General features: G+C 47.7%; 14 protein-coding genes. 2 read left to right on the top strand and 12 right to left on the bottom strand.

What is annotated here, in order from left to right:
- The first annotated feature begins 10 nt into the window (after positions 1–10).
- Positions 11–3,241, top strand: coding sequence for a carbamoyl-phosphate synthase large subunit (gene carB / locus VFDL14_RS03085; RefSeq protein ID WP_032553127.1), 3,231 nt, complete (start codon positions 11–13; stop codon positions 3,239–3,241).
- 186 nt (positions 3,242–3,427) lie between these two features.
- Positions 3,428–4,207: a TSUP family transporter gene (locus VFDL14_RS03080; RefSeq protein ID WP_032553128.1), complete on the top strand. Its 780-nt coding sequence runs from the start codon at positions 3,428–3,430 to the stop codon at positions 4,205–4,207.
- Here the strand turns inward: VFDL14_RS03080 and VFDL14_RS03075 are convergent.
- The 12 genes from VFDL14_RS03075 to gltB form a co-directional block, all read right to left on the bottom strand.
- Positions 4,158–5,003, bottom strand: a complete 846-nt coding sequence (locus VFDL14_RS03075) for a LysR family transcriptional regulator (RefSeq protein WP_032553215.1) — start codon at positions 5,001–5,003, stop codon at positions 4,158–4,160. The genes VFDL14_RS03080 and VFDL14_RS03075 overlap by 50 nt on opposite strands.
- Before the next feature lie 60 nt (positions 5,004–5,063).
- Positions 5,064–5,636 (bottom strand): flavodoxin family protein, encoded by a 573-nt coding sequence (locus VFDL14_RS03070; RefSeq protein WP_032553129.1) that lies wholly within the window; start codon positions 5,634–5,636, stop codon positions 5,064–5,066.
- Between the two features lie 3 nt (positions 5,637–5,639).
- Positions 5,640–6,053, bottom strand: coding sequence for a VOC family protein (locus VFDL14_RS03065; RefSeq protein ID WP_032553130.1), 414 nt, complete (start codon positions 6,051–6,053; stop codon positions 5,640–5,642).
- 216 nt (positions 6,054–6,269) lie between these two features.
- Positions 6,270–6,890 carry a TRIC cation channel family protein gene (locus VFDL14_RS03060; RefSeq protein ID WP_032553131.1) on the bottom strand — a complete coding sequence of 207 codons (621 nt, stop codon included), beginning with the start codon at positions 6,888–6,890 and terminating at the stop codon, positions 6,270–6,272.
- 74 nt (positions 6,891–6,964) lie between these two features.
- Positions 6,965–7,786 (bottom strand): cobalamin-binding protein, encoded by an 822-nt coding sequence (locus tag VFDL14_RS03055; protein ID WP_050487496.1) that lies wholly within the window; start codon positions 7,784–7,786, stop codon positions 6,965–6,967.
- Positions 7,787–7,814: 28 nt separating this feature from the next.
- Complete coding sequence (locus VFDL14_RS03050; protein ID WP_032553133.1) at positions 7,815–8,768, bottom strand: cobalamin biosynthesis family protein; 954 nt, start codon at positions 8,766–8,768, stop codon at positions 7,815–7,817.
- Positions 8,769–8,778: 10 nt separating this feature from the next.
- On the bottom strand, positions 8,779–9,474 hold the full coding sequence (gene mtnN, locus VFDL14_RS03045; RefSeq protein WP_032553134.1) for a 5'-methylthioadenosine/S-adenosylhomocysteine nucleosidase: 696 nt from the start codon (positions 9,472–9,474) through the stop codon (positions 8,779–8,781).
- Between the two features lie 114 nt (positions 9,475–9,588).
- A complete protein-coding gene (locus VFDL14_RS03040) occupies positions 9,589–10,017 on the bottom strand; it encodes a DUF1499 domain-containing protein (protein ID WP_032553135.1) in 429 nt (142 codons plus the stop codon).
- Positions 10,018–10,178: 161 nt separating this feature from the next.
- The gene (locus tag VFDL14_RS03035; RefSeq protein WP_032553136.1) at positions 10,179–11,936 is read right to left on the bottom strand and encodes a diflavin oxidoreductase; all 1,758 of its coding nucleotides are present in this window, start codon (positions 11,934–11,936) and stop codon (positions 10,179–10,181) included.
- A gap of 137 nt (positions 11,937–12,073) precedes the next feature.
- Positions 12,074–17,524 (bottom strand): glutamate synthase-related protein, encoded by a 5,451-nt coding sequence (locus VFDL14_RS03030; protein WP_032553137.1) that lies wholly within the window; start codon positions 17,522–17,524, stop codon positions 12,074–12,076.
- 511 nt (positions 17,525–18,035) lie between these two features.
- On the bottom strand, positions 18,036–19,505 hold the full coding sequence (locus tag VFDL14_RS0123490; RefSeq protein ID WP_032553138.1) for a glutamate synthase subunit beta: 1,470 nt from the start codon (positions 19,503–19,505) through the stop codon (positions 18,036–18,038).
- On the bottom strand, positions 19,505–24,052 hold the full coding sequence (gene gltB, locus VFDL14_RS03025; protein ID WP_032553139.1) for a glutamate synthase large subunit: 4,548 nt from the start codon (positions 24,050–24,052) through the stop codon (positions 19,505–19,507). Before gltB ends, VFDL14_RS0123490 begins: the two co-directional genes overlap by 1 nt.
- Positions 24,053–24,081: the final 29 nt, after the last annotated feature.

Consider the following 24,081-nt stretch of genomic DNA (forward strand, 5'->3'; position numbering starts at 1 on the left):
GTAGTAGACAATGCCAAAACGTACTGACATTAAAAGTATTCTAATTCTAGGTGCTGGCCCGATCGTTATCGGCCAAGCATGTGAGTTCGATTACTCTGGTGCTCAAGCTTGTAAAGCGCTTCGCGAAGAAGGTTACCGAGTTATTCTTGTAAACTCGAACCCAGCGACCATCATGACTGACCCAGATATGGCTGATGCAACTTACATCGAGCCTATTCAATGGGAAGTTGTTCGCAACATCATCGCGAAAGAGAAGCCTGATGCAGTTCTACCTACAATGGGTGGCCAAACAGCACTTAACTGTGCACTAGACCTAGAGAAACACGGTGTTCTTGAAGAGTTCGGTGTAGAGATGATTGGTGCAACGGCTGACGCTATCGATAAAGCAGAAGACCGTTCTCGTTTCGATAAAGCGATGAAGTCTATTGGCCTTGAGTGTCCACGTGCGGATACTGCTAAAACCATGGAAGAAGCTTACGCTGTTCTAGATATGGTTGGCTTCCCTTGTATCATCCGTCCATCATTCACTATGGGTGGCACTGGCGGTGGTATCGCATACAACAAAGAAGAGTTCGAAGAGATCTGTCGCCGCGGTTTAGACCTTTCTCCAACAAACGAACTTCTAATCGATGAGTCTCTAATCGGTTGGAAAGAGTACGAGATGGAAGTGGTTCGTGACAAAGCGGACAACTGTATCATCGTATGTGCGATTGAAAACTTCGACCCAATGGGTATCCACACGGGTGACTCAATCACAGTTGCACCAGCACAGACTCTAACAGACAAAGAATACCAACTGATGCGTAACGCTTCTCTAGCGGTACTGCGTGAGATTGGTGTTGAAACAGGTGGTTCAAACGTACAGTTTGGTATCAACCCGAAAGATGGCCGTATGGTTATCATCGAGATGAACCCACGTGTATCTCGCTCTTCTGCTCTAGCATCGAAAGCAACAGGTTTCCCAATCGCTAAGATTGCAGCGAAGCTGGCAGTTGGCTTCACTCTAGATGAGCTAATGAACGACATCACGGGTGGCGCAACTCCAGCATCATTCGAACCAACAATCGACTACGTTGTAACTAAGATTCCTCGTTTCAACTTCGAGAAATTTGCAGGTGCTAACGACCGCCTAACGACGCAAATGAAGTCTGTTGGTGAAGTTATGGCTATCGGCCGTAACCAACAAGAATCTCTACAAAAAGCACTTCGCGGCCTAGAAGTTGGCGCGACTGGCTTTGACGAAATGGTTGACCTAGATGCGCCAGACGCACTAACAACAATTCGTCACGAACTAAAAGAAGCGGGCGCAGAGCGTATTTGGTACATCGCGGATGCATTCCGTGCGGGTATGTCTGTAGATGGCGTATTCAACCTAACGCAAATCGACCGTTGGTTCCTAGTTCAAATCGAAGACATCGTTAAGCTTGAGCAAGAACTTAAAGCGAAAGGCTTTGCTGGTCTAAATAAAGAAGAGCTTAACAAGCTGAAGCGTAAAGGTTTTGCTGATGCTCGCCTATCTAAGATTCTAGGTGTTGCTGAGAGTGAAATTCGTCGTCTACGTGACCAATACGACATCCACCCAGTGTACAAGCGCGTTGATACGTGTGCGGCTGAGTTCTCATCTGATACGGCTTACATGTACTCATCTTACGATGACGAGTGTGAAGCGAACCCAACAGACAAAGACAAGATCATGATTCTAGGTGGCGGTCCAAACCGTATCGGCCAAGGTATTGAATTTGACTACTGTTGTGTACACGCATCACTAGCTCTACGTGAAGATGGCTACGAAACTATCATGGTTAACTGTAACCCTGAGACTGTTTCAACGGACTACGACACGTCTGACCGTCTGTACTTCGAACCAGTAACACTGGAAGACGTACTAGCAATCGCTCGTGTTGAGAAGCCAAAAGGCGTTATCGTTCAGTACGGTGGTCAAACGCCACTTAAACTGGCTCGCGCACTTGAAGCGGCTGGCGTGCCAATCATCGGTACTAGCCCAGATGCAATCGACCGTGCAGAAGACCGTGAGCGTTTCCAAGTGGCTGTTGACCGTCTAGGCCTTCTACAGCCAGAGAACGCGACAGTAACAACAATGGAACAAGCAGTTGAGAAATCTCGCGAAATCGGCTTCCCATTGGTTGTACGTCCTTCTTACGTACTTGGTGGTCGTGCGATGGAAATCGTATACGACGAGCAAGACCTACGTCGCTACTTCAACGAAGCAGTAAGCGTATCAAACGAATCTCCAGTTCTACTAGATAGCTTCCTAGACGACGCAGTTGAAGTCGATATCGATGCTATCTGCGACGGTGAGCGCGTAGTGATCGGCGGTATCATGGAACACATCGAGCAAGCCGGTGTTCACTCAGGTGACTCAGCATGTTCTCTTCCTGCATACACGCTAAGCCAAGAAATCCAAGACGTAATGCGTGAGCAAGTTGAAAAGCTAGCATTCGAGCTAGGTGTTCGCGGTCTAATGAACACGCAGTTTGCTGTGAAGAACAACAAAGTATACCTAATCGAGGTGAACCCTCGTGCTGCGCGTACAGTACCGTTCGTATCTAAAGCAACAGGCGCGCCAATCGCTAAGATTGCAGCACGTGTTATGGCGGGTCAATCTCTAGAAGCTCAAGGCTTTACTAAAGAAATCATCCCACCATACTACTCTGTTAAAGAAGTAGTACTACCGTTCAACAAATTCCCAGGTGTTGACCCACTGTTAGGCCCAGAAATGCGCTCTACAGGTGAGGTTATGGGTGTTGGTGCAACGTTCGCAGAAGCATACGCAAAAGCAGAACTAGGCTGTGGCAATGTTTACCCTGAAGGTGGTCGTGCGCTACTTTCTGTTCGCGCTGGTGATAAAGAGCGTGTTGTTGACCTAGCATCTAAGCTGTCTAAGCTTGGTTACCAACTAGATGCAACACACGGTACTGCGGTTATCCTAGGCGAAGCGGGCATCAACCCACGTCTAGTGAACAAGGTACACGAAGGTCGTCCTCACATTCTTGACCGTATCAAGAACAACGAGTACACCTACATCGTGAACACTGCGGCTGGTCGTCAAGCGATTGAAGACTCTAAAGTACTTCGTCGTGGTGCTCTAGCAGAGAAAGTGAACTACACCACAACGCTAAACGCAGCGTTTGCAACGTGTATGGCTCACACAGCTGACGCGAAAACAACGGTAACTTCAGTACAAGAGCTACACGCTCAGGTTAAAGCTTCTGAAGCATAATCGCTGTTAAACGGATATAAATGTCGCAAAGGCCGCTCAACTGAGCGGCCTTTTTTATGTGAGGTGCACGAACTAAGAGTGTGAAAGTAACGATGAAAAAATGGAATAGGTCACTGTCTTGTGTTTCGTTGTTTTCATTTTTATTTCAGTGGTAATTTGTGCTCTCAACGTTAAGGAGTGAGATACATGGACATTACCATTGAGATTCTAGCCATACTGTTTTTTGTGGCGACAGCTGCAGGCTTTATTGATGCGATGGCTGGTGGTGGTGGATTGTTAACACTCCCAGCGCTTTTGGCCGCAGGTGTTCCGCCGACTCAAGCATTGGCGACTAATAAACTGCAGAGCTCGTTCGGCAGTTTTTCCGCAAGTTGGTACTTTGTGCGCAATGGTATCGTGAGTATCAAAGAGATGCGTTTCGCTATCTTGTGTACTTTTATCGGCTCCGCGATTGGTGCCGAGTTAGTCCAATACATCGATGCGAGTTTGCTCACTAGCTTGATCCCACTGCTACTGATTGCGATCTCACTCTATTTCCTGTTAGCCCCACAAACTAAGACCAGCGAAGGGAAGCAACGTATCTCGGAGGCGATGTTTGCGCTGTGTGTTGGTGGTGGTGTGGGCTTTTATGATGGCTTCTTTGGACCGGGCACCGGTTCTATCTTCACGGTCTGCTTTGTCGCAATTGGTCACTTCTCTTTAGTTGATGCGACCGCGCGTACCAAGGTGTTGAACTTTACATCGAATATTGCCGCACTGATCTTCTTCATTATTGCTGGCCTACCAATTTGGGAGCTTGGTTTAGTGATGGCTGTTGGTGGCTTTATTGGTGCACAATTAGGTGCCAAGGTAGTGGTCACTAAAGGACAAAAGTGGATTCGTCCTTTGGTGATTGTGATGTCAATGTTGATGGCTTCTAAACTGCTTTGGGAACAGCATCAACAATGGATTCTATCAGTGCTTTAACTCGCGGTGACTGATAGCTATTTGGTCGTACACAGATGTGAATCGGGCGAATCAAATTTATGAGCTCTTCAAAACTAAACAGATGCTGAGGGGCAATATTGAGGGTTTTGACGATTGATAGAGGAATCAGTGCAGGGCCTGTTCCACCAAGCGCCAGCTGTGCGGCTGCGGTATAAGCATCCATCTCCATTAGCGGTTTAACACCAAACTTCTCAAGCACGGACAATTGATAGCTATTGGCTGGATTGGTCATGTCATTAGTGATGACACGCTCTGGTAGACACTCTAAATGTGTTGAACTCACAATGTAGAATGGTTCGTCGAATAGATGAAAGGTCATCAATCCGTGATGAGGGGGAAGTACCCCGGCACACAACCCCAGAGTCGCTTTCCCTGATTGCACTCGTTCTATGATCCGTGGTGTGTGGTTGGTGGTGATGGTGATGTATTTATCATGTTGGATAAAGTCGCCCATCATCTTACCTAAGTAGCCAGCAATCAGTGATTTAGAGCTATCTAAGGTGATCAGTGTGGTGTCCTCTAGCTCTTGCTGTTCATAGATCAGTCCGCGTAACTCATTAAACGCAGGGCCGATACTCTCGATAAGAGCAACGCCATCTGGAGAGAGTTTAATCTGTCGTCCATTGGGTTCGATCAGCTTTTTACCTAACTTCTTTTCTAAATTAGCAATGCGTTTGCTGACTGCAGATTGACTGATGTACAACAAGCTACCAGTGCGGCTCATGGTTTTTGCTTTGCTGAGTACCAGCAGTGTTTCAATACCTTCAAGTAGCATAGAGTTATTGATGAAAGTTGGGAATAATAACCCCAACTTATCTCAATCAGACCTTGGGCTCTACTTTTTACTTGTCAGTTCTTGAACTAGGGTTGCGATTCTGGTGCCGTAATAGCGAGCAGTGAGTAGGTCATTGCCATTAACGCTCTCCTCCCCATCATCGATACTCGACACCAAGCCGATGTTAGATCCTGTACGATTGAGGCCTAAATCATCGGTATGCTTAGAGGCATCGAGTCCAATCCATAACATTCCATGCTGACAAGCCAGTGTGAAGAAACTCAATAGTGTTTGCTGTTGCTCTCCATTGAGACTGCCGCCCGTGGTAAAGCCTGCGGCGAATTTATTACGCCAAGCTTTAGCGCAGTAAGGCTCACTGCTGGCGTCCATAAATGCCTTAAATTGCGCCGCTGGGCTACCCATGTAAGTTGGGGAGCCAAACACAATCGCATCGCACTCTCCAAGTCGCTTGAGCTTTTGTTCGTTGATGTAGCGACCCTCTACAATTTCACTGGGTAACACCTCAATCATGGTGACGGATTGAGATTGAGTCTCGACACCTTCGGCGAGGGCATGGGCGACAGCTTTCGTTGCACCACACTTAGAGAAGAAAACAATACCGATCTGACTCATTGGTTAATCCTCGTAGCGATTTTTGTTTTCAGCATCCTGAGTAAGGTACTCAATGAATTCCCACTCAACACCGCTTGCATCGTAAAAATAGACGCGCTTGCGAAACGGGTTGTCCTCTCCGATATCATTCTGTTCATAACCAGCAGCTAATAAGCGCTTCTGAACACGATCAACGTCATCAACAACGATACCAATGTGATTGATGCCTACGTCTAGATAAGGGGAGCGATCGGTTTGCTCTCTTGCAACGACCTCTTGAAGTGCAATGTAGCTGTCGTCAGTACCGATATGGCACCAGCGATAATTTGTTTGTCCACGGTGGCGCTCTTTAAATTCAGGGATCGCGGTTTGGATAAATTGGACGGCGTCATCAATGTTACTGACGGTGATATTTGCGTGTTCAACATAAGCCTGCATGGGAACCTCCAGTGTTCTCTAATTAGTAAACAAATAATTTTATAAAGTTATTTGTTTACTAATATAGTTCAAAAAATGACTAAGTAAATAAAAAACTTTATTTAATCTGCTTTTGTTTTACTAAGAGCAAGTTTGAGTGACGGAAGAGGACCGACAGGCACAAAAAAAGGCTCCGGAGAGCCTTTGATTTTTTATGGGGTTCAAGCGCTTAGAGCACTATTTGTTGAGAGCAAATGTCGGCAGAGATAGGTGCCAACGAATTGCTCCTAGACGAATCAATAGGGTAGAGAAGACACCGGCTAGGAAAGCTGTCTCGGAGTCTTGTCCCATGCTAAGAGCCGTTGTGTGGAATACGCCACCGATGATACATGCTGTGGCGTACACTTCGCTTCGTAGGATCATTGGTACTTCTCGAGCCAGTACATCGCGGATAATACCGCCGCCACAGCCAGTAATCACACCCATGATGATCGCAACCAGTGCTGAGTCTTGATAGCTCAACGACTTATCTACACCAATACCAACAAACACAGCTAAACCGATAGCATCACACACAGGCAGAATCCACCATGGGAGACGTTTCGGACGTCTTACGATGATCATTGTCAGCAGACAGGTAATAAGGATAACCCACAGATACGTGGTATCGGTGATCCAGAATACGGGAGTCGCACCCAACGCCATGTCGCGAATAGTACCACCACCAATAGCAGTCACACTGCCTAGAACGGCGACACCAAATGGGTCCATTTTCAAGCGGCCAGCGACAAATACGCCAGAGATGGCAAAAATAGCCGTACCGAATAAGTCGATAAAGTAAAGCAGCATGGAGTCCATGATACTGATGCTCTTAAAGTTTAAATTGTAGGGACAGGTATACGGCGAATTGTACGAAAAATCGCATCAAATAGTTAGCGATTTTGACGTGCTTTATCAAAGTAATCGCACACCTGTTGGATAGCTTGTAGTGTTCGTGTTGTAGGGCGGTTTATCCAGTCGGAATTGAGTGACCAAATCTGCTCTTTTTCAACTGCTGGGATCTCATCACCCCAATCGCTCCACATAGTGCCGTTCTCAATGGCATGGCGAGAGGTGAAGATAACCTCAGGCTTTTTCAGTACAACTTGTTCAATGCTCACTTGTGGGTAAGAGGTCGCAGCATCTTCGAAAATGTTTTGGCCGCCACAGAAATCAAAGACTTCACTCGGCCAGTGACCTTGTGCGACAGTGATGATCGGTTTCTCACTCAACTGGTAGAAGTATTGAACTGGCTCGGCGTCTTGATACTTAGCCCTGAGCTGCTCAAGCTGTTCTCGATAAGCTTTGGCGTTGCTGAGTCCAACGCTAGGGTTGCTAGAATATTGGCTGAGGTGCTCAATATTACTGGCGATACTGTCTAGGCTCTTGGTTTGTGAGTAGTAGATCTCTAAGCCAAATTGTTTGAGCTTCGCAAGCTCTCTCGGCGGGTTGCCTGCGGGCCAAGCTAGAATCAGATCGGGTTGAAGCGCGATGATCTTTTCGACCTTTATCCCTTGATAGTTGGCAACCTTAGGCAGCTTATCAGCTTCGGGCGGGTAGTCGCTTCTTTCGCTCACTGCAATCAAGTTGTCACCAAGTCCTGCACTGTAAGCCAACTCTGTGGCGTGCGGGGCAAGACTAACGACACGCTTTGCTTCGCTATGAGTTTCTGCCTGTGCATTGGATTGCCATAAACAGAGTGAAAGTGCAGAGATAGCTGCACAAGAGAAAGAAAACTTCACATTAAATCCCTTGGTGAATAATCAGTAATAGAGCACTTTGAATCAGTAGCCACGCCAATATCCGCCAAGCGAGCATTTTTTGCAGTTGGGCTAAGTGCAGCGCTGATGGTGCAATTCGACCACCCAATTTGGCTCTTACCGCTTTGACGTTGTCATAGATTGCTGGGCCACCCAGGGACAGTTCGAGTTTATTACCCGCTGAAGTGATGAGCCAAGCAGGGCCTGGCAGTGGCCAAGAACGACTCTGAGTCAGCATCATCGAGAAGGTATTACTTGCGTTGTGTCCTGCTACAATCATCAAGGCAAACAGGCGTAAGGGAATAAACTCTAGAACCGCGACCACTTTCACTACGCTTGAACCAAATGGAGCAAAGCGTTGTCGGCTTGGTGACCAAGCGCGCGCCAACTCAGCGGTCAAACGGTACATGAGCGCCGCAATACCGCCACCAATGGCGTACCAAAAAAGCACGCAGATAACGTTGCGACCGTAACCCATAATCAGAGTTTCGGCAGAGGCTTTTCCAAGTCCCAATGTAGACAGAGTATCAGTTTGTCGATTAACCACAGGCGCGAGCAGTTTGCGTGCTTGCGGCTTATTATCCTGACTGAGTGCGCGAATCAGTTGGCTTGCAAGCTTCTCATTGTTGCGCCAATCGATGGCAAGCAACAGAAGGGCAAGTTCAAATAGTTGCGGCTGCCACATCAGAGGCTTGAGGGCGATAAGCAGAATGAGAGCAGGAAAACACATCAACAACCAAGCCAAGGTTCCAGAGATTAAGCTCTGTGAGTAGTTGCGATTGTTGTTTACCTTGTCAGCGAGCAGTTCAGCGAACTTGTGCCAGAGAGTGACTGGGTGAGCGGCGTGAGGAATCGGTAAGATTAAATGAAAGAGCAGTGCCCCCCACATAACGAGGAGCACGCCATTCGCAAATACCTGATCAAACAGTGTTTGCATCTTGAGTGACTTATTTAAGTAGGTCTACCATCTTAATCACCATCTCAGAAGAGCTCTTCGCTGCTAGCGGTAGGAACTCTTCAAAGCTCATTGGTGACTCTTTGTCTGCTACGTCAGAGATTGCGCGAACGACAACAAACGGTACTTCGAATTGGTGACAAGCTTGTGCGATTGCAGATGCTTCCATCTCAACCGCTACTACAGATGGGAAGTGCTTGCGGATGAACTCTTGACGCTCAGCCGTGCAAACGAAAGCATCGCCAGTACAGATTAGACCGCGCACTGCGTGTGTGTCTTCCATTTGTGCTAGTGCTTTCTCAGCAACATCCATTAGCTTCGCATCTGCTTGGAATGCCGCTGGTTGACCTGCCATTTGGCCGATCTCGTAACCAAATGCTGTCACGTCTGCATCGTGGTGACGAACTTCAGTAGAGATAACCACATCGCCCAGGTTAAGTGTTGAATCAAAACCGCCTGCAGAGCCAGTGTTTAAAACCACGTCTGGTTGATATTCGCTTAGTAGGATAGAAGTACCTACTGCAGCCGCTACCTTACCAATGCCAGATTGCAGTAACACAACATCAACACCATTTAACTGACCTGAGAAAAAGGTACAGCCGCCTTTTTTCACTTCTGTCATCTCTGTGATTGCTGATTTTAGGATCGCAACTTCTTGCTCCATTGCGCCAATGATGCCGATTTTCATGTGTAGTCTCTTAATAAGGTTGTTTTTACAATAGGGTGAAATTGTAGCATGGAAGAGAAGCATCAAGCGACAGCACTTGTGCACTTCTCTTCGGTATCACAACTGCGGGTATGATTACTCAATAAGCCCAGCTTTTGTCAGCTCTGCTCGTAAGGTATCCACGCGTTTGCGGTTCACGCCAAAGTCCGAATGACCAGTACGAGACTCTGAACGAACCAAAAGGTTATTGCCTTCAACTTTGAGTTCTAAGTCATCGACAAAACGCATGATCTTGCTGGTAAATTCAACACGTAAGTAATCGTCATTCTTTACGGCTGTTTTGGTTCTAGGCTGCTGCAAGATGACCGCTTCAATCTGAGACAGGCTGACGCCATCAGCGAGAGTAAATGGAGCAATGTTGTGTTGTTCACGAGTGTCTTGAGTTGAGACACAGTTAGGCTTGTCGCCACATGGTTTTTTGGTTCTGTCTTCCATTGTTTGATTTCCTTGGCTACAGCCTGCGAGGCCGATAAGAAGGGTGGAGAGCAAGACGACTTTTTTCATTGTTTTTTCCTTTGTCTTTAATGGGAGTATACGGCTTACCCATTGATGATCGTCATAATACTAAGGGTTAATTATATGACTTAAAAAGGAAAAAGGATCCCTAATGAGATCCTTTTATTTTTAATGTGTTAGCTAGAACTTAAAGACCTATGGCAAAAGAGCTAGTAGACATCACGTACGTAGCGTTTCTGTTTTTTGAGCTGATTGACGTACGCTTTAGCACCATCGTCATCGAGACCACCATGCTCAGCAACAATCTCATGCAGTGCTTTATCGACGTCTTTCGCCATGTAGTAGGCGTCGCCACAGACAAAGAAGTACCCGCCACGCTCTAGCCAAGCAAATAGCTCAGCGCCGCTGTCGCGCATCTTATCTTGTACATACACCTTCTGTTCTTGGTCACGTGAGAACGCGAGATCAAGTCGAGTCAGTACCTCTTTTTGCTGTAAAGCTTCGATCTCTTCTTGGTAGATATAATCGGTAGCGCTATTGCGGTCACCAAAGATCAACCAGTTGTCACCAGGAGACGCTTGCACCTCACGCTCTTCAAGGAAGGCGCGGAATGGCGCGATACCTGTCCCTGGACCTACCATGATCATTGGCGCTTTATCATCTTCAGGAACTGCAAAGTTTTTGTTGGGTGCAAAGTAGCAAGGGACTTTCTTACCCTCTTCAACGAGGTCTGCAAGCCATGTAGAACAAGTACCGTTGTAGTCTCTTTCACCATTGTTGTAACGCACGCTGCCAATGGTGAGGTGAACTTCATCGTTATGTTTGTTTAAGCTTGATGAGATCGAGTAAGCGCGTGGTGCAATTGGTCTTAGCAAAGATAAAATTTCAGCCAGTGACAACGACACTGTTGGGTAAGCTTTTACAAGATCGAGGATATCTTTACCCCATAGGAAGTCGTTCAGTGCACTGGTATCGTCACTGCCTAGCATCTGGATCACTCGGTGATCGCTGGCTGCTTCTGCAAGAGCTTTGACTAGCTCTTTTGATGGCGTTCGGATATCTAGGTAACTGGTGAACAGCTCACGCAAGCTGTGGTTTTCGCCATTCCATGATGGCTTCTCATCACCGCTGAACTGGAAGTGATCGAGTAGCGCGCTCACTAGCTCAGGTTGGTTCTCTGGGATCACATTAAGAGCATCACCCGGTTTGTAGAACTCGCCCGAGCCTTCTAGTGAAAGCTCATAGTGTACGATCTCTTTGCTTGAGCCTTGTTTGGTCAGTACACGCTTATGTTTAAGTGTTGCTTGCAGAGGGTTCTTACGACCGTACTTGGATTTTTGCTTTGCTGCCGGTGATGAGCCAGATACCGCTTCGCTATCTGCACCCTGTGCTGCGATAGCTGGTAGGGTAGCGATCATCCACTCTTCTGCAGGTTGTTCAAAGTCGATGTCACAGTCGACACGGTCAGTCACGCGAGTTGCCCCAAGCTCAACCAATCGCTCATCCCACTCTTTACCTGCCAAACAGAAATCGTCATAGCTGGTGTCACCCAGAGCCAGAACCGAGAAGTAGGTGTTGCTAAGTTGAGGTGCATTGTCACTGCTCATGGTTTCCCACAGTGTCTCTGCATTATCTGGGTGTTCACCCTCACCGTAGGTACTGGTGACAATCAGAATACGCGATGACTTAACAAAGACTTGCGCGTCAACGTCATCCATATCTTGAACGGTGGCAGTTAAGCCGTACTCTTTGGCCTTCTCTGCAGTGTCATAGGCAACGCTCTCTGCGTTACCAGTTTGTGAACCATAGAGGATGGTTAGCCCTTTTACTTGAGGCTTAGACTCCGCATGTACAACGGACTCTTCCTTAACCAAAAGGCGTGAATGAAGGCCTGAAAAGAAGCCCGCCAACCAAGTTTTTTGGTCTTCATTAAATGGTATATCTTGTGGCAAATGAGGTACTTTCATTTTTCTTCCTATTTAATACTTTGCCTGTCCTTAGGCGATAATACTCGTCATATTTGAATCTACAGCGTTGTTAACTACTCATGTTCACCCTAATCACATAACAAAACTATGCTCATAGGGCTGAACGTGCTTGTTGCCTAGCTGTAGACCCAATTATTTTGAGTATGGGCTTCTTGTTCTGCTTGTTCGATCTGCTCGCGGATCACATCGGCAAAGGTGTAGCAGTAAAGCGTTGCTAGGCGCTGATTGATTGGCTCAATCGCTTTCATCTCTTTGCTGATATCTTGCTCTCTTGCCATGATCCACACAGTTGTGCCGCGGCTGTGGGTATCCCACACATCGCGTCTCTCGAGTGAAGCCTTGTAATCTTGAATGCGCTTATTCGCGAGCAATACTGAGAGTTCATCATCGCTGTAATTTGAGACCGCTTCCTTAACGTCTTTAAGCAGTTGGTCGTAGAGCTTTTTATCTTTCAGCTCAAACATACGTTGAATCACTTGAGCATCAGTGGCGCTGTTTTTAGCGAGTTGGTGAGCTCGATGCAGCACGCCACTGTGGGTTAAAAGATCACAGATGAGCGGTGTATCCATATCGCCATATTGTGGGCTCAATCCATTAGACAGAGCTTTTTGATCACGGTAGGCAAAATGCACCGCTTCGATCAGGTTATTGGCTTGGCCTTGGATGAGTTCTTCCAGCATCTGCTTACGTGTGTGAGAGGTCAGAATACTCTCTGGATGTTGGCTGTGTAGCAGAGCAAATGGAACTACAAGCGTGAACAAGGTGCGACTGGTCGGCCAATCTTTGAGAATACGCTGCGCCTTGAGTGAACCAGTAAAGCGAACGTGCTGTTCTAGGTGCCACTTAAGTGCTTCTTCGTATCCCGGGTTTTGTTCAATCAATGGCACGGTGAGTACCGAGTCGGCGCTGCAGCTATTTACGAATTGACCGTCGATGTCGTACTGGTAAGCAATACCACCAGACATACCGTTGCCGAAGCCTTTACCAAAGCCTCCAAGGTTGATCACAGAGCCGTTAGTCATGTATTCACAACAAAAGTCACCAACCCCCTCGACGACTGCAACAGCACCAGAGTTACGTACTGCAAAACGGTCGCCCGCTTCACCTTGAACAAAGGTTTGGCCGCCAGTTGCGCCAAACAGTGCAAAGTTGCCGATAAGGACGTTGTTGCCCGCTTTCAGTTTACGTTGGCTTGGTGAACGAACCACAATGTGACCGCCACTTGAGCCTTTACCGACACCGTCGTTACAGGTACCAGTGTGCTCCATAACCAGACCGCTGTTGTTAAATGCAGCGTAACTTTGACCGGCACTGCCGTGGCTTTTGACCACGATAGACTCGGCATCAAAGAAGCGACGACCATTGGACGCTGTGAGTGTTGCTGGGTGTAGTTGCGCCTTGCTTTGGTAGTTCAGGGCACGCTCGATATCGATTGAGAGTTGACCACCTGTTGATTTGTTGCGGTTATTGAGCTTACCCGCATCCAGAACAATGTTGCGCTCTTCTTGTTCAAAGTAGTCCGCGAGTAACTGTTCAATAAGGTTGTCATCTGGCGTGAAGTCAGCTTCTAGATAAACGGGTTTCGCAACCTTAACAAGGTCGACTTCGCGCAGTAGACCGGTGACATTGAGCTTACCAACAATGCTGTGGTGGTTAGCAAGGTGAAGCAGCTCACTCTTACCACGGATCTCTTGCAAGCTGCTGTAGCCGAGGCGAGCCAAGATCTCACGAACCTCGTGGGCAACGTTTAGGAAGTATTGAGCAAGGGCTCGTGGATCGCCTTGGTACAACTCTGGGTTGGTCGTCAGGCCGGCTGGACATTTCACATTACAGTTCTTAGCCATGACACACTTGAGCATCATCAGTGCTGTGGTACCGAACTCGAACGAGTCACCACCCATGATGGCAGACTTAATCACGTCGATGCCGGTTTGGTGTGCATTTGAACAACGCAGTGTGACCTTATCGCGCAGGCCATTTTCACTTAGAGCCTGATGCACCTCGGCGATACCGATTTCTGCAGCTCGGCCAGTATTCTTCAAACTGGTTACGGCTGCAGCACCTGTACCACCTGTGTTACCTGCCACGTTGATGATGTCTGCGCCAGCTTTGGCGACACCAACGGCGATGGTACCTATACCTTCAGACGATACGAGCTTAACGATCACGCGTACACGTGCAGCTTTAGCGTCATGGATCAGCTGACCCAAATCCTCTATCGAGTAGGTATCGTGGTGGGGCGGTGGGCTGACAAGTTCCACACCCGGAGTACCACCACGGGCAGCGGCAATTTCTACCGTTACTTTTGGTGATGGCAGCTGACCACCTTCACCTGGTTTTGCCCCTTGTGCGATCTTGATTTCGATCTCTTCAAGCTGCGGGTCTGCAAGGTAGCCGACCCAAACACCAAAACGACCTGAAGCAAACTGTTTAATTTTGCTCGATTTGATGGAGTTAAAGCGAGAAGAGTGTTCACCGCCTTCGCCCGAGTTACTCATCGCACCAGCGATGTTAGTGCCTTGCGCTACGGCTTGGTGAGCGTTGGCATTGAGGGCACCGTGACTCATTGCGCCAGAAGCAAAGGCTGGCGTAATAAGGTGAGCGGGTTCGACTTGCTCAAGGGCAATCGGCTGCTTTGTCGTCTTAACGCGAGATAAGAAGGATTCAAGAACGGGCTTAGCAGTGAGCTCAATGGTTTCATCGACGACTGCGACATGTTCAATCTTTTCTGACCAAGTGGTCTCAATCGCAATTCGTAGTGAGTTAACCAGCTCGCGGTTGTTGAGTGTCAGAATGAAGTGGTTCGCGACATCTGAAGAAGCTTGCACCTCTAGCCCTGACCACAAGTAGTTTACGTTGCCTTCAAAATGGAAGCGGTCGAGCAGGTGAGAGAACTCATCCGCACTTTGCGCCTGATTGAAGTTCAGAGGCAGCAGCAAGATATCACGCAGTGTTGCAGGGCGAGTTTCACGTTCACGATACAAGTTATCAGCAAAGGCGCGATAAGCGGGTGTTACTTGGAACTTATCGATCTCTTCAGGGCTGAGTTTCTCATAACCTGTCTGCTTGTACGCAACGTCTTCGCTAGTGGCGACGGTGGATTCAAGCGCTTGTTCAGCAACTGGATCAACGTAGCGCACCTCTTCCTGCGTCATGTTGATGTATTCACGAACCGCGGTATTACCGAAGCTGTGGCCCGCGCCATCTTGACGTTCTTTAAACAGACCTAGTAACGGGATCTGATTTTCTTCGTTGATCGCTAGGGCTTTAAAGTGCCACTTTGCAGAGCTCCACGCGAGATCATCAAATTGTGCACCGCCAACTGGCGAGCTGATATTCGGGAAGAAACTATTGAGTTGTTCTGAATCGGTATCAAGGAAGTTAGACTCGAAGAACTCACCACCGATATAACTCTCTACCGTACAAAGGCCAAATTTACCCATGGTCTTCATCAGCGATTTTTCGCAGGCTTTTTGGAAGTTCTTTAAGCCTTGCTCAATCGATTGGTTGTTACACAGCGTTTTGGCGCGGTGGTAGACAGAGATAGGGCAGACGGCTGAGATACCAAAACCTAATAGGCAGGCGATGTCATGGCTACTTGCTGCCTGACCCGTTTGATAAATCACGCTGGCATCGAAACGCAGACCGCGTTTAATAAGTCTTTGGTTGACGGCTGTGGCAACAAGAATCGCGGGTAGTGCAGCCTTACCATTGCCAATCTGTTTATCGCTCAGCACTACAATATTGGTGCCATTCTCAACCGAAGCCTGAATCTGGTCACAGAGTTCAGTAAGTGCTTCAGCAACGCGCGCGGAATTATCTTCCCTGCTATTTAATGTTGGATTGAAAAGGGCATCAAATGTTTCAACTTTGATTCGATCTTGCGAGAAAATCTGTTCAAGTTGTTGAGGTTGTAGAATTGGCGAGTTGAGAACCAGTTGTACGGTTTCGCTTGGGCTGAAATTAGGCTTCGCACCAAGAGCGACACGCAGCGTCATACCATCCGATTCGCGTAAAGAGTCGAGAGGCGGGTTGGTGACCTGTGCAAAACGTTGGCTGAAGTACTTGGACATGCCACCTTCTTCATCGGTCAGCACGTTTGGTGCTAAGCCAAAGCCCATCGCAGTGATCTTCTCAGCACCGTGCTCGATCATAGGATCGAGGAAGAATTTAAAGCTCTCTTGGTTCAGAGAGTAGGCCACATGACGGCTGTAGGCGCTGAAGTTTTCGTTCTCAGTCACGCTATCTAAAGATGCCGTCTCAAGGTCGCCAAGAGTAATACGAGCTGACTCAAGTAGAGCGCCATAGTTACGCTCTTTAGCCAGAGTTTCGAGGATCTCGTTGGTCTCGTAGCTACGACCTGTCGCGTGATCGAAGTAGATCATGCCACCGGCTTGAATTCGTCCAAAGCGCACAATCTCTTCTGCAGGAAAGTCGATCTGGCCGGCTTCACTCATCACTGCAAGGTAGCGGTCTGTTTCAACACTACGCAGTGGACGCAGGCCTAGTCGGTCTAATCGAGCTCCGACTTTTTGGCCATCGGAGAAAATGAGAGCTGCTGGACCATCGTTTTTCTCTTCAGAAAGACTGAAGTACTCAAGCATCGCTTTCACTTCAGGAGAGAGACGCTCATCGTTTTCCCATGCTGGTGGCATCATCGCCAATACAGCGGTAACAATGTCTAGCTCATCTTCAACCACGCGGCGCGCCAGTGTTTGGTCGAGTCGAGCTGAGTCTGACTGACCTTTTGGAAAGATCACTCGCTTCTGTTGTTGACGTGCAATGGCATCTTCACTGAGTCGGTTTTTCTTGTCCGTGTTCAATTCACCGTTGTGCGCCATACGACGGAAAGGCTGAGCCATCATGGTAGCTGGCGCAGTGTTGGTTGAAAAACGTGTGTGGAAGAATAGGGTCGTGATGTGGTGCTCAGGGTGGCTGAGGTCACTAAAATAGGGTACGACTTCCCACGAGTTTAGACGTCCTTTGTAAACCTGAGTTTTTGAACTCATTGACAGTGGATAGAAACCAGATAGAGCATCATCGGTGAAGCCTACAGATTCAATTTCACCCAACGCTAGGTTGATCTGATGTTCGAAAAGATCTGCGTTGCGAGACAAGTCACCATTTAAAAATACCACTTGCTGGATCGATTGCTGAACTTGGCGTGACGCATCGTTAACCGCTGATGGGTCGATAGGGACCTCTCGCCATAGCGCAATATCCAGTTGATACTTAGATAGATTTTCTTCTATGAGTTGTTTTGCTTGAGCATGGTGTTCACGATTGAAAGGAAAGAAGAAGTTCGCAACACCAAAGTCGCCAGACTCAAGGTTTGAGGACTTGAGTAGATGGCGATAAAAGTTAATCGACAGGTCAATGTTGACCCCAGCGCCATCACCAATACCTTCTGCATTCATACCTCCACGATGTGGAATAGTACACAGAGCTTGGTGGGCCAGAGACAGCAGTTGATGGGTTTGTTCACCAGTTTTATCGGTGATGAAGCCCACCCCACAGCTGGAGTGTTCATGCTCGCGGTCATAAAGCGAGCGATATTCCTGATTCATTCGATCATTTCCTTGATTGCTTGCAGTTGAGACTGCGGGTTCCTTTGGCATGTATCACTACAGTGCCGAAGCCTCAGCTTATATCCCAATCGTGAGTGAAGCCTTTCACAACATTGAATGGGGAAACCAACTAGACTGCTCCTGCAGAAAATGTTGGTTTTCTTATTTGAACGATTCTTGTTCTTTTAAAGCGATCTCCATACTTATCATGTTAAAAAATTGATAGCAAGTAGTTGGTTTTCTAGCTAGGGGGATTTTGAATAGTTAATTAATCTGTAAATGCGCGCTAAAAATGACCAAGTTGTGATTTTTTCTATTGTTTTGTCGTGTTTTCTAGACTTATTAACCCAGTTGATAATGATTATTAATCATTGTTGTTACATGTCATTTTTTCGTCTTAATTCATAAAAAATGGATAAATAGATAAATAACAAGCGTACTGTATTGCAGAAACAAAAAAGGCCAACACAGAGTGTTGGCCAAAAGTTTGGAAGGAATTGTTATTAAAATTCTATGCAGAAAGCATCAAAGAGTCTGCTTTCGCTTCTAGGTTTGAGTTGCCCATTAGGAAGTCATCGATAGCAATAGCACATTCACGACCTTCGTTGATACAACGTACAACCAGAGATTGACCCGTACGCATATCACCCGCTGCAAACACACCTTTTTGGTTGGTTGCGAAGCCGTCAGTTGCTACGTTGCCGCGATCATCCAGTTTGATGTCCAATTGAGCAAGTACACCTGTTGGTTCTGGGTGTAGGAAGCCCATTGCTAGGAATGCCATGTCACATGGAATAACACGCTCTGAGTTTGCTACTTCTTCAAACCCTGGGCGCTCACCAGGCTTAGCATCTTGCCAAACGATATCTGCGATACGTAGACCAGTGACTTCGCCTTTATCGTTACCGATAAACTCTTTAGTCAGAATGTTCCAGTGACGCTCACAACCTTCTTCGTGAGAAGTGGTTGTTTTCATGATCATTGGATACTGAGGCCAAGGCATGTTTGCAGGACGCTTCTCTGGTGGGATCGGCATGATCTCAACCTGAGTAACGCTTGCTGCTTTATGACGGTTAGACGTACCCACACAGTCGGAGCCCGTATCACCACCACCGATTACTACAACATGCTTGTCTTTCGCGTGAATCTCTTCACCTTTAAGATCCATGTCATTTGCACGGCGGTTGTTTTGACCAAGGAATTCCATTGCGAAGTGAACGCCTTTTAGTTCACGACCTGGAACAGGAAGGTCACGTGGAACCGTTGAGCCACCTGTTAGCAGTACCACATCGAACTCTTGACGAAGCTGTTGTGCATTCACATCAACACCGATGTGCTGGTTTACTTTGAACTCAACACCCGCTTCAGCCATCAAGTTGATCTTACGATCAATCACGTCCATACCCAGTTTGAAGTCTGGGATACCGAAGCGTAGTAGGCCGCCAACTTTCTCATCACGCTCAAATACTGTCACTGAGTGACCCGCACTGTTTAGCTGCTCAGCTGCTGCAAGACCTGCAGGGCCTGAACCGATGATCGCGATCGTTTTACCTGTGCGAGAGCGAGGTGTTTTAGGTTTTGCGTACCCTTCACGGTACGCAGTTTCTACAATCGTCTTCTCGATATTACAGATAGTGATTGGGTCTTGGTTGATACCAAGAACACAAGCGCTCTCACAAGGAGAAGGGCACACACGACCTGTGAATTCAGGGAAGTTGTTGGTAGAGCTTAGAATGTTCCAAGCCTCTTCCCAGCTGTCACGGTAAACCGCGTCGTTAAATTCTGGGATGATGTTACCAATCGGACAACCGCTGTGACAGAAAGGGACACCACAGTCCATACAACGAGAAGCTTGAGTATTGATCTTGTCGCCAAATTCTTCGTTAAGTACGAACTCTTTGTTGTCTTCGATACGAACTGATGGGTCGAGCTTCTTTGGAAGCTCACGACCATGCTCTAAAAATCCAGTAGGCTTACCCATTATACTGCCTCCACTTGTTCCGTTTGTGCTTGCTCTGCTTCAGCCTTACGCTTTTGAAGTACCGCTTTGTAGTCGCGCGGCATAACCTTAACCATTGAGGCTAGGCTTACTTCAAAGTTGTCTAGGAAAGACTGAGCAACTTCACTTCCTGTGAATTGAACCTGCTTAGTTAGCATCTCTTTCAGTAGTTCACGATCTTCTTCTTCGATTGGATCTAGGTCTACCAACTCAGGGTTTAGCTTAGTTTCGAAGTCACCAGACTTATCCCAAACGTAAGCCACACCGCCACTCATACCTGCCGCAAAGTTACGACCTGTTGAGCCAAGGATTACTGCGACACCACCAGTCATGTATTCACAACCGTGGTCACCAACACCCTCTACAACCACTTTCGCGCCTGAGTTACGTACACAGAAACGCTCACCCGCCATACCGCGGATGTATGATTCACCAGAGGTCGCGCCGTAGAAACATACGTTACCTACAACGATGTTATCTTCTGCAACGATGGTTGATTTCGAATCTGGGTAAAGTACTAGCGTACCGCCAGATAGGCCCTTACCCCAGTAATCGTTCGCATCACCTTCCACTTCGAACTTAACGCCCTTAGCAAGGAAAGCACCGAAAGATTGGCCTGCAGAACCATTGAATTTCACATTCATTGGTTGAGGTAGACCTGCGTCTTTGTAAACCTTAGAGATTTCGTTCGATAGCATGGTACCCGCAGAGCGGTCCGTGTTGATGATAGGGAATTCCGCGTCTACGGCTTCGCCTTTTTCAAGTGCTGGAATCGCAGCTTGGATCAACTTACGGTCTAGAACTTCTTCTAGGTTGTGGTTCTGCTGTGTTTGGTTGTAAACACCATCTTCATCACGAGCTTGCTCAATGTGAAGCACAGGAGACAGATCTAGGTTCTTGTATTTCCAGTGTTGGATGTCTTCACGCACTTTCAGTTTGTGCGACTGACCTACCATCTCATCGATAGTGCGGTAGCCAAGCTCAGCCATCACTTCACGTAGACCTTCAGCCATGTACTGGAAGAATGTCACTACGTCTTCTACGCGGCCGTCGAAGCGCTCACGTAGCGTTTTGTTTTGTGTTGCGATACCAACAGGACAGGTGTTCTTATGACACTTACGCATCATGATACAGCCTTCAACAACCAACGCTGCTGTTGCTACACCCCATTCCTCAGCACCCAGAAGTGTTGCTACTGCAAGGTCGCGAGGAGTTTTCATCTGACCATCAGATTGAACCACGATACGGTTACGTAGGCCGTTCTTCAGAAGCGTTTGGTGCGTTTCTGCTAGACCTAGCTCCCAAGGTAGACCTGTGTGACGAATTGACGACATTGGTGATGCACCTGTACCGCCATCGAAACCAGCGATAAGAACTACGTCGGCTTTCGCTTTCGCTACACCTGATGCGATGGTACCTACACCCGCTTCCGATACTAGCTTCACGTTAACGCGGCCAGCACGGTTTGCGTTCTTCAAGTCGTAGATCAGCTGAGCCAAATCCTCGATTGAGTAGATATCGTGGTGCGGTGGTGGCGAGATTAGACCTACGCCCGGAGTCGAGTGACGTGTTGCACCGATCCAGTCATCAACCTTATCACCTGGTAGTTGACCACCTTCACCTGGTTTCGCGCCTTGAGCCATCTTGATCTGTAGCTCGTCTGCGTTTGTTAGGTAGTAAGACGTCACACCGAAACGACCTGAAGCAACCTGTTTGATTGCAGAGCGTTCCCAGTCACCATTCTCTTTGCGCTCGAAACGCATAGGATCTTCACCACCCTCACCAGAGTTCGATTTCGCGCCGATGCGGTTCATCGCTACTGCCAGTGTTGAGTGTGCTTCGTAAGAGATCGAACCAAATGACATTGCACCTGTTGCGAAACGCTTAAGGATGTTTTCGATTGGCTCAACTTCTTCTAGCGGGATTGAACCTGCTGGGTTCTTAACAAAGTCTAGTTGGCTACGTAGCGTTGCTGCGTTATCACCTTGGTCATCAACCGCTTTCGCGTATTTCTTGAACTGGGCATAGTCTTTGTTGCGCGTTGATTCTTGTAGTAGTGAGATAGTCTCAGGGTTAAACAGGTGTTTTTCACCACGCTGTTTCCACTGGTAAACACCACCCACATCTAGAACTTGTACTGGGATTTCACGAGTCGGGAAGCCGATACGGTGACGTACTAGAACTTCCTTAGCGATATCATCGATCGTTAGACCTTGGATACGTGAAACTGTACCTGTGAAATACTTATCAACCACAGACTTGCTGATACCCAATGCTTCGAAGATCTGTGCACCGTGGTAAGACTGCAGTGTTGAAATACCCATCTTCGAGAAGATCTTCAGAAGACCGCCATTGATTGACTTACGGTAGTTTTCGAACAGCTCGCGAATGTTTGTTTCCGGATCAAGCTTCTTCGTACGCTGCAGGTCAACCATAGTTTCGATAACTAGGTATGGGTTGACTGCGTTTGCGCCGTAACCGATCAGAGTTGCGAAGTGGTGCGTCTCACGAGCATCACCAGTCTCAACCACAATGTCACACTTCGCACGTAGACCCTTACGGATTAGGTGGTGGTGAACTGCGCCAACCGCCAGCATTGCTGGGATTGCAGCGTGGTTCGAGTTAACCGCGCGGTCTGTTAGAAGGATGATTGAGTAGCCATCGATAACGGCATCTTCCGCGTACTGACAGATACGCTTAAGTGCACGCTCTAGTTTGCCTTCGTCTTCGCTTGCTTGGAATACGATGTCTAGCGTCTTCGCTTGAAGGTGCTCGTTATCGATAGCACGTAGCTTCTCAAGTTCAGAGTTAGAAAGAACTGGCGACTCAAGCTCTACTTTTTGACAGTGCTCTGGAGACTCAGCCAGTAGGTTCTGATCTTTACCTAGGTAAGTGTTCAGAGACATAACCATACGCTCACGAATCGGGTCGATTGGCGGGTTAGTTACCTGAGCAAACAGCTGCTTAAAGTAGTTTGATAGATGTTGTGACTGGTGCGAAAGAATCGCTAGTGGCCAGTCGGCACCCATTGCAGAAAGTGGTTCTTTGCCGTCTTTCGCCATTGGTACAATGATTTCGTTAACTTCTTCCGAGCTCACACCAAACGCTTGCTGCTTGTGCAGTAGCTTTTCTGGTGAAGGCTGGCTGAATTCGTTGCTCGCATCTGGCAGTTTCTTCAGGCTCAGTAGATTCTCTTCAACCCACTTCTCGTAAGGTTGTGCTGATGCTATGCCGTCTTTCACTTCTTCATCAGAGATGATGCGACCTTGCTCTAGGTCAGCGACGAAGATACGACCTGGTTGTAGACGACCACGGAACTCAACGTTCTCTGGTTCGATTTCAACAACACCAGACTCTGAAGCCATTACTAGGAAGTCATCTTTGGTCACTGTGTAGCGAGAAGGGCGTAGACCGTTACGGTCAAGGGTTGCACCTACTTGAACACCGTCTGTGAAACATACAGATGCTGGGCCATCCCACGGTTCCATTACGTTCGCGTGGTACTGGTAGAACGCGCGACGAGTTGGGTCCATGTTTTTGTTTTCTTGCCATGCTTCAGGGATCATCATCATCAACGCATGTGGCAGGCTGCGACCAGATAGAACTAGGAGCTCAAGTGCCATATCGAAGTTAGATGAATCTGAGCTGCCTTCCTGACAGATAGGCAGTAGCATGTCGATCTCTGCCTGAGTGAACAGGTCAGATTCGATGATCGCTTCACGGGCTTTCATCCAGTTCAGGTTACCGCGAACTGTGTTGATTTCACCGTTGTGAGCTATGTAACGGAAAGGCTGAGCTAGACGCCAGCGAGGGAATGTATTGGTAGAGAAACGAGAGTGAACCAGTGCAAGAGCACTTACCATCGTTGGGTTTTGTAGGTCTAAGAAGTACTGAGGTACTTGTTCAGTGGTTAGTTGACCCTTGTACACAACCGTCTTGTAAGACATAGAGTTGATGTAAAAGTCATCACCAATGTTAGACACACTCTCAAGGCATACTCGAACCGTGTAGTTACGTAGAACGTACAGTTTACGCTCTAGCTCTTCAGGTGTGATACCTGGACCACCAGAGATAAATACATGCTCGAATTGAGGCTCTGTGCTCAGTGGGTCTGCGCCGATCATTGAGTTATCAGTTGGCAACACACGGTAACCGATCACTTCTAACTCTAGGCGTTGTGCATTGCGCTCCAGAATGTCGCGACATTGTGCACGCTTGTGTTCGTCTTTAGGGAAAAGTACAACACCAACACCGTATTTTTCAAAAGATGGCAGCTTAATACCCAGCTTTACCGTCTCTTCAAGTAGAAACTCGTGTGGTTTTTGCAGCAAGATACCTGCGCCATCACCTGAACACGGATCGCAGCCTTGGCCACCACGGTGTTCCATTCGAGCTAGCATATCTAGTGCTTGGGTCACTACTTCATGAGACTTACGGTTTTTGAGGTGAGCTACAAAACCGATACCACAAGCGTCATGCTCCAATTCAGGAGTATACAGACCCTGTGAGTTCTGCTCTTGATCTACCATAGATACATCCTTCCAGTTAAATCTAGGCG

It is taken from the genome of Vibrio fortis (genome assembly GCF_000695685.1).
Classification (GTDB): Bacteria; Pseudomonadota; Gammaproteobacteria; order Enterobacterales; family Vibrionaceae; genus Vibrio; species Vibrio fortis_A.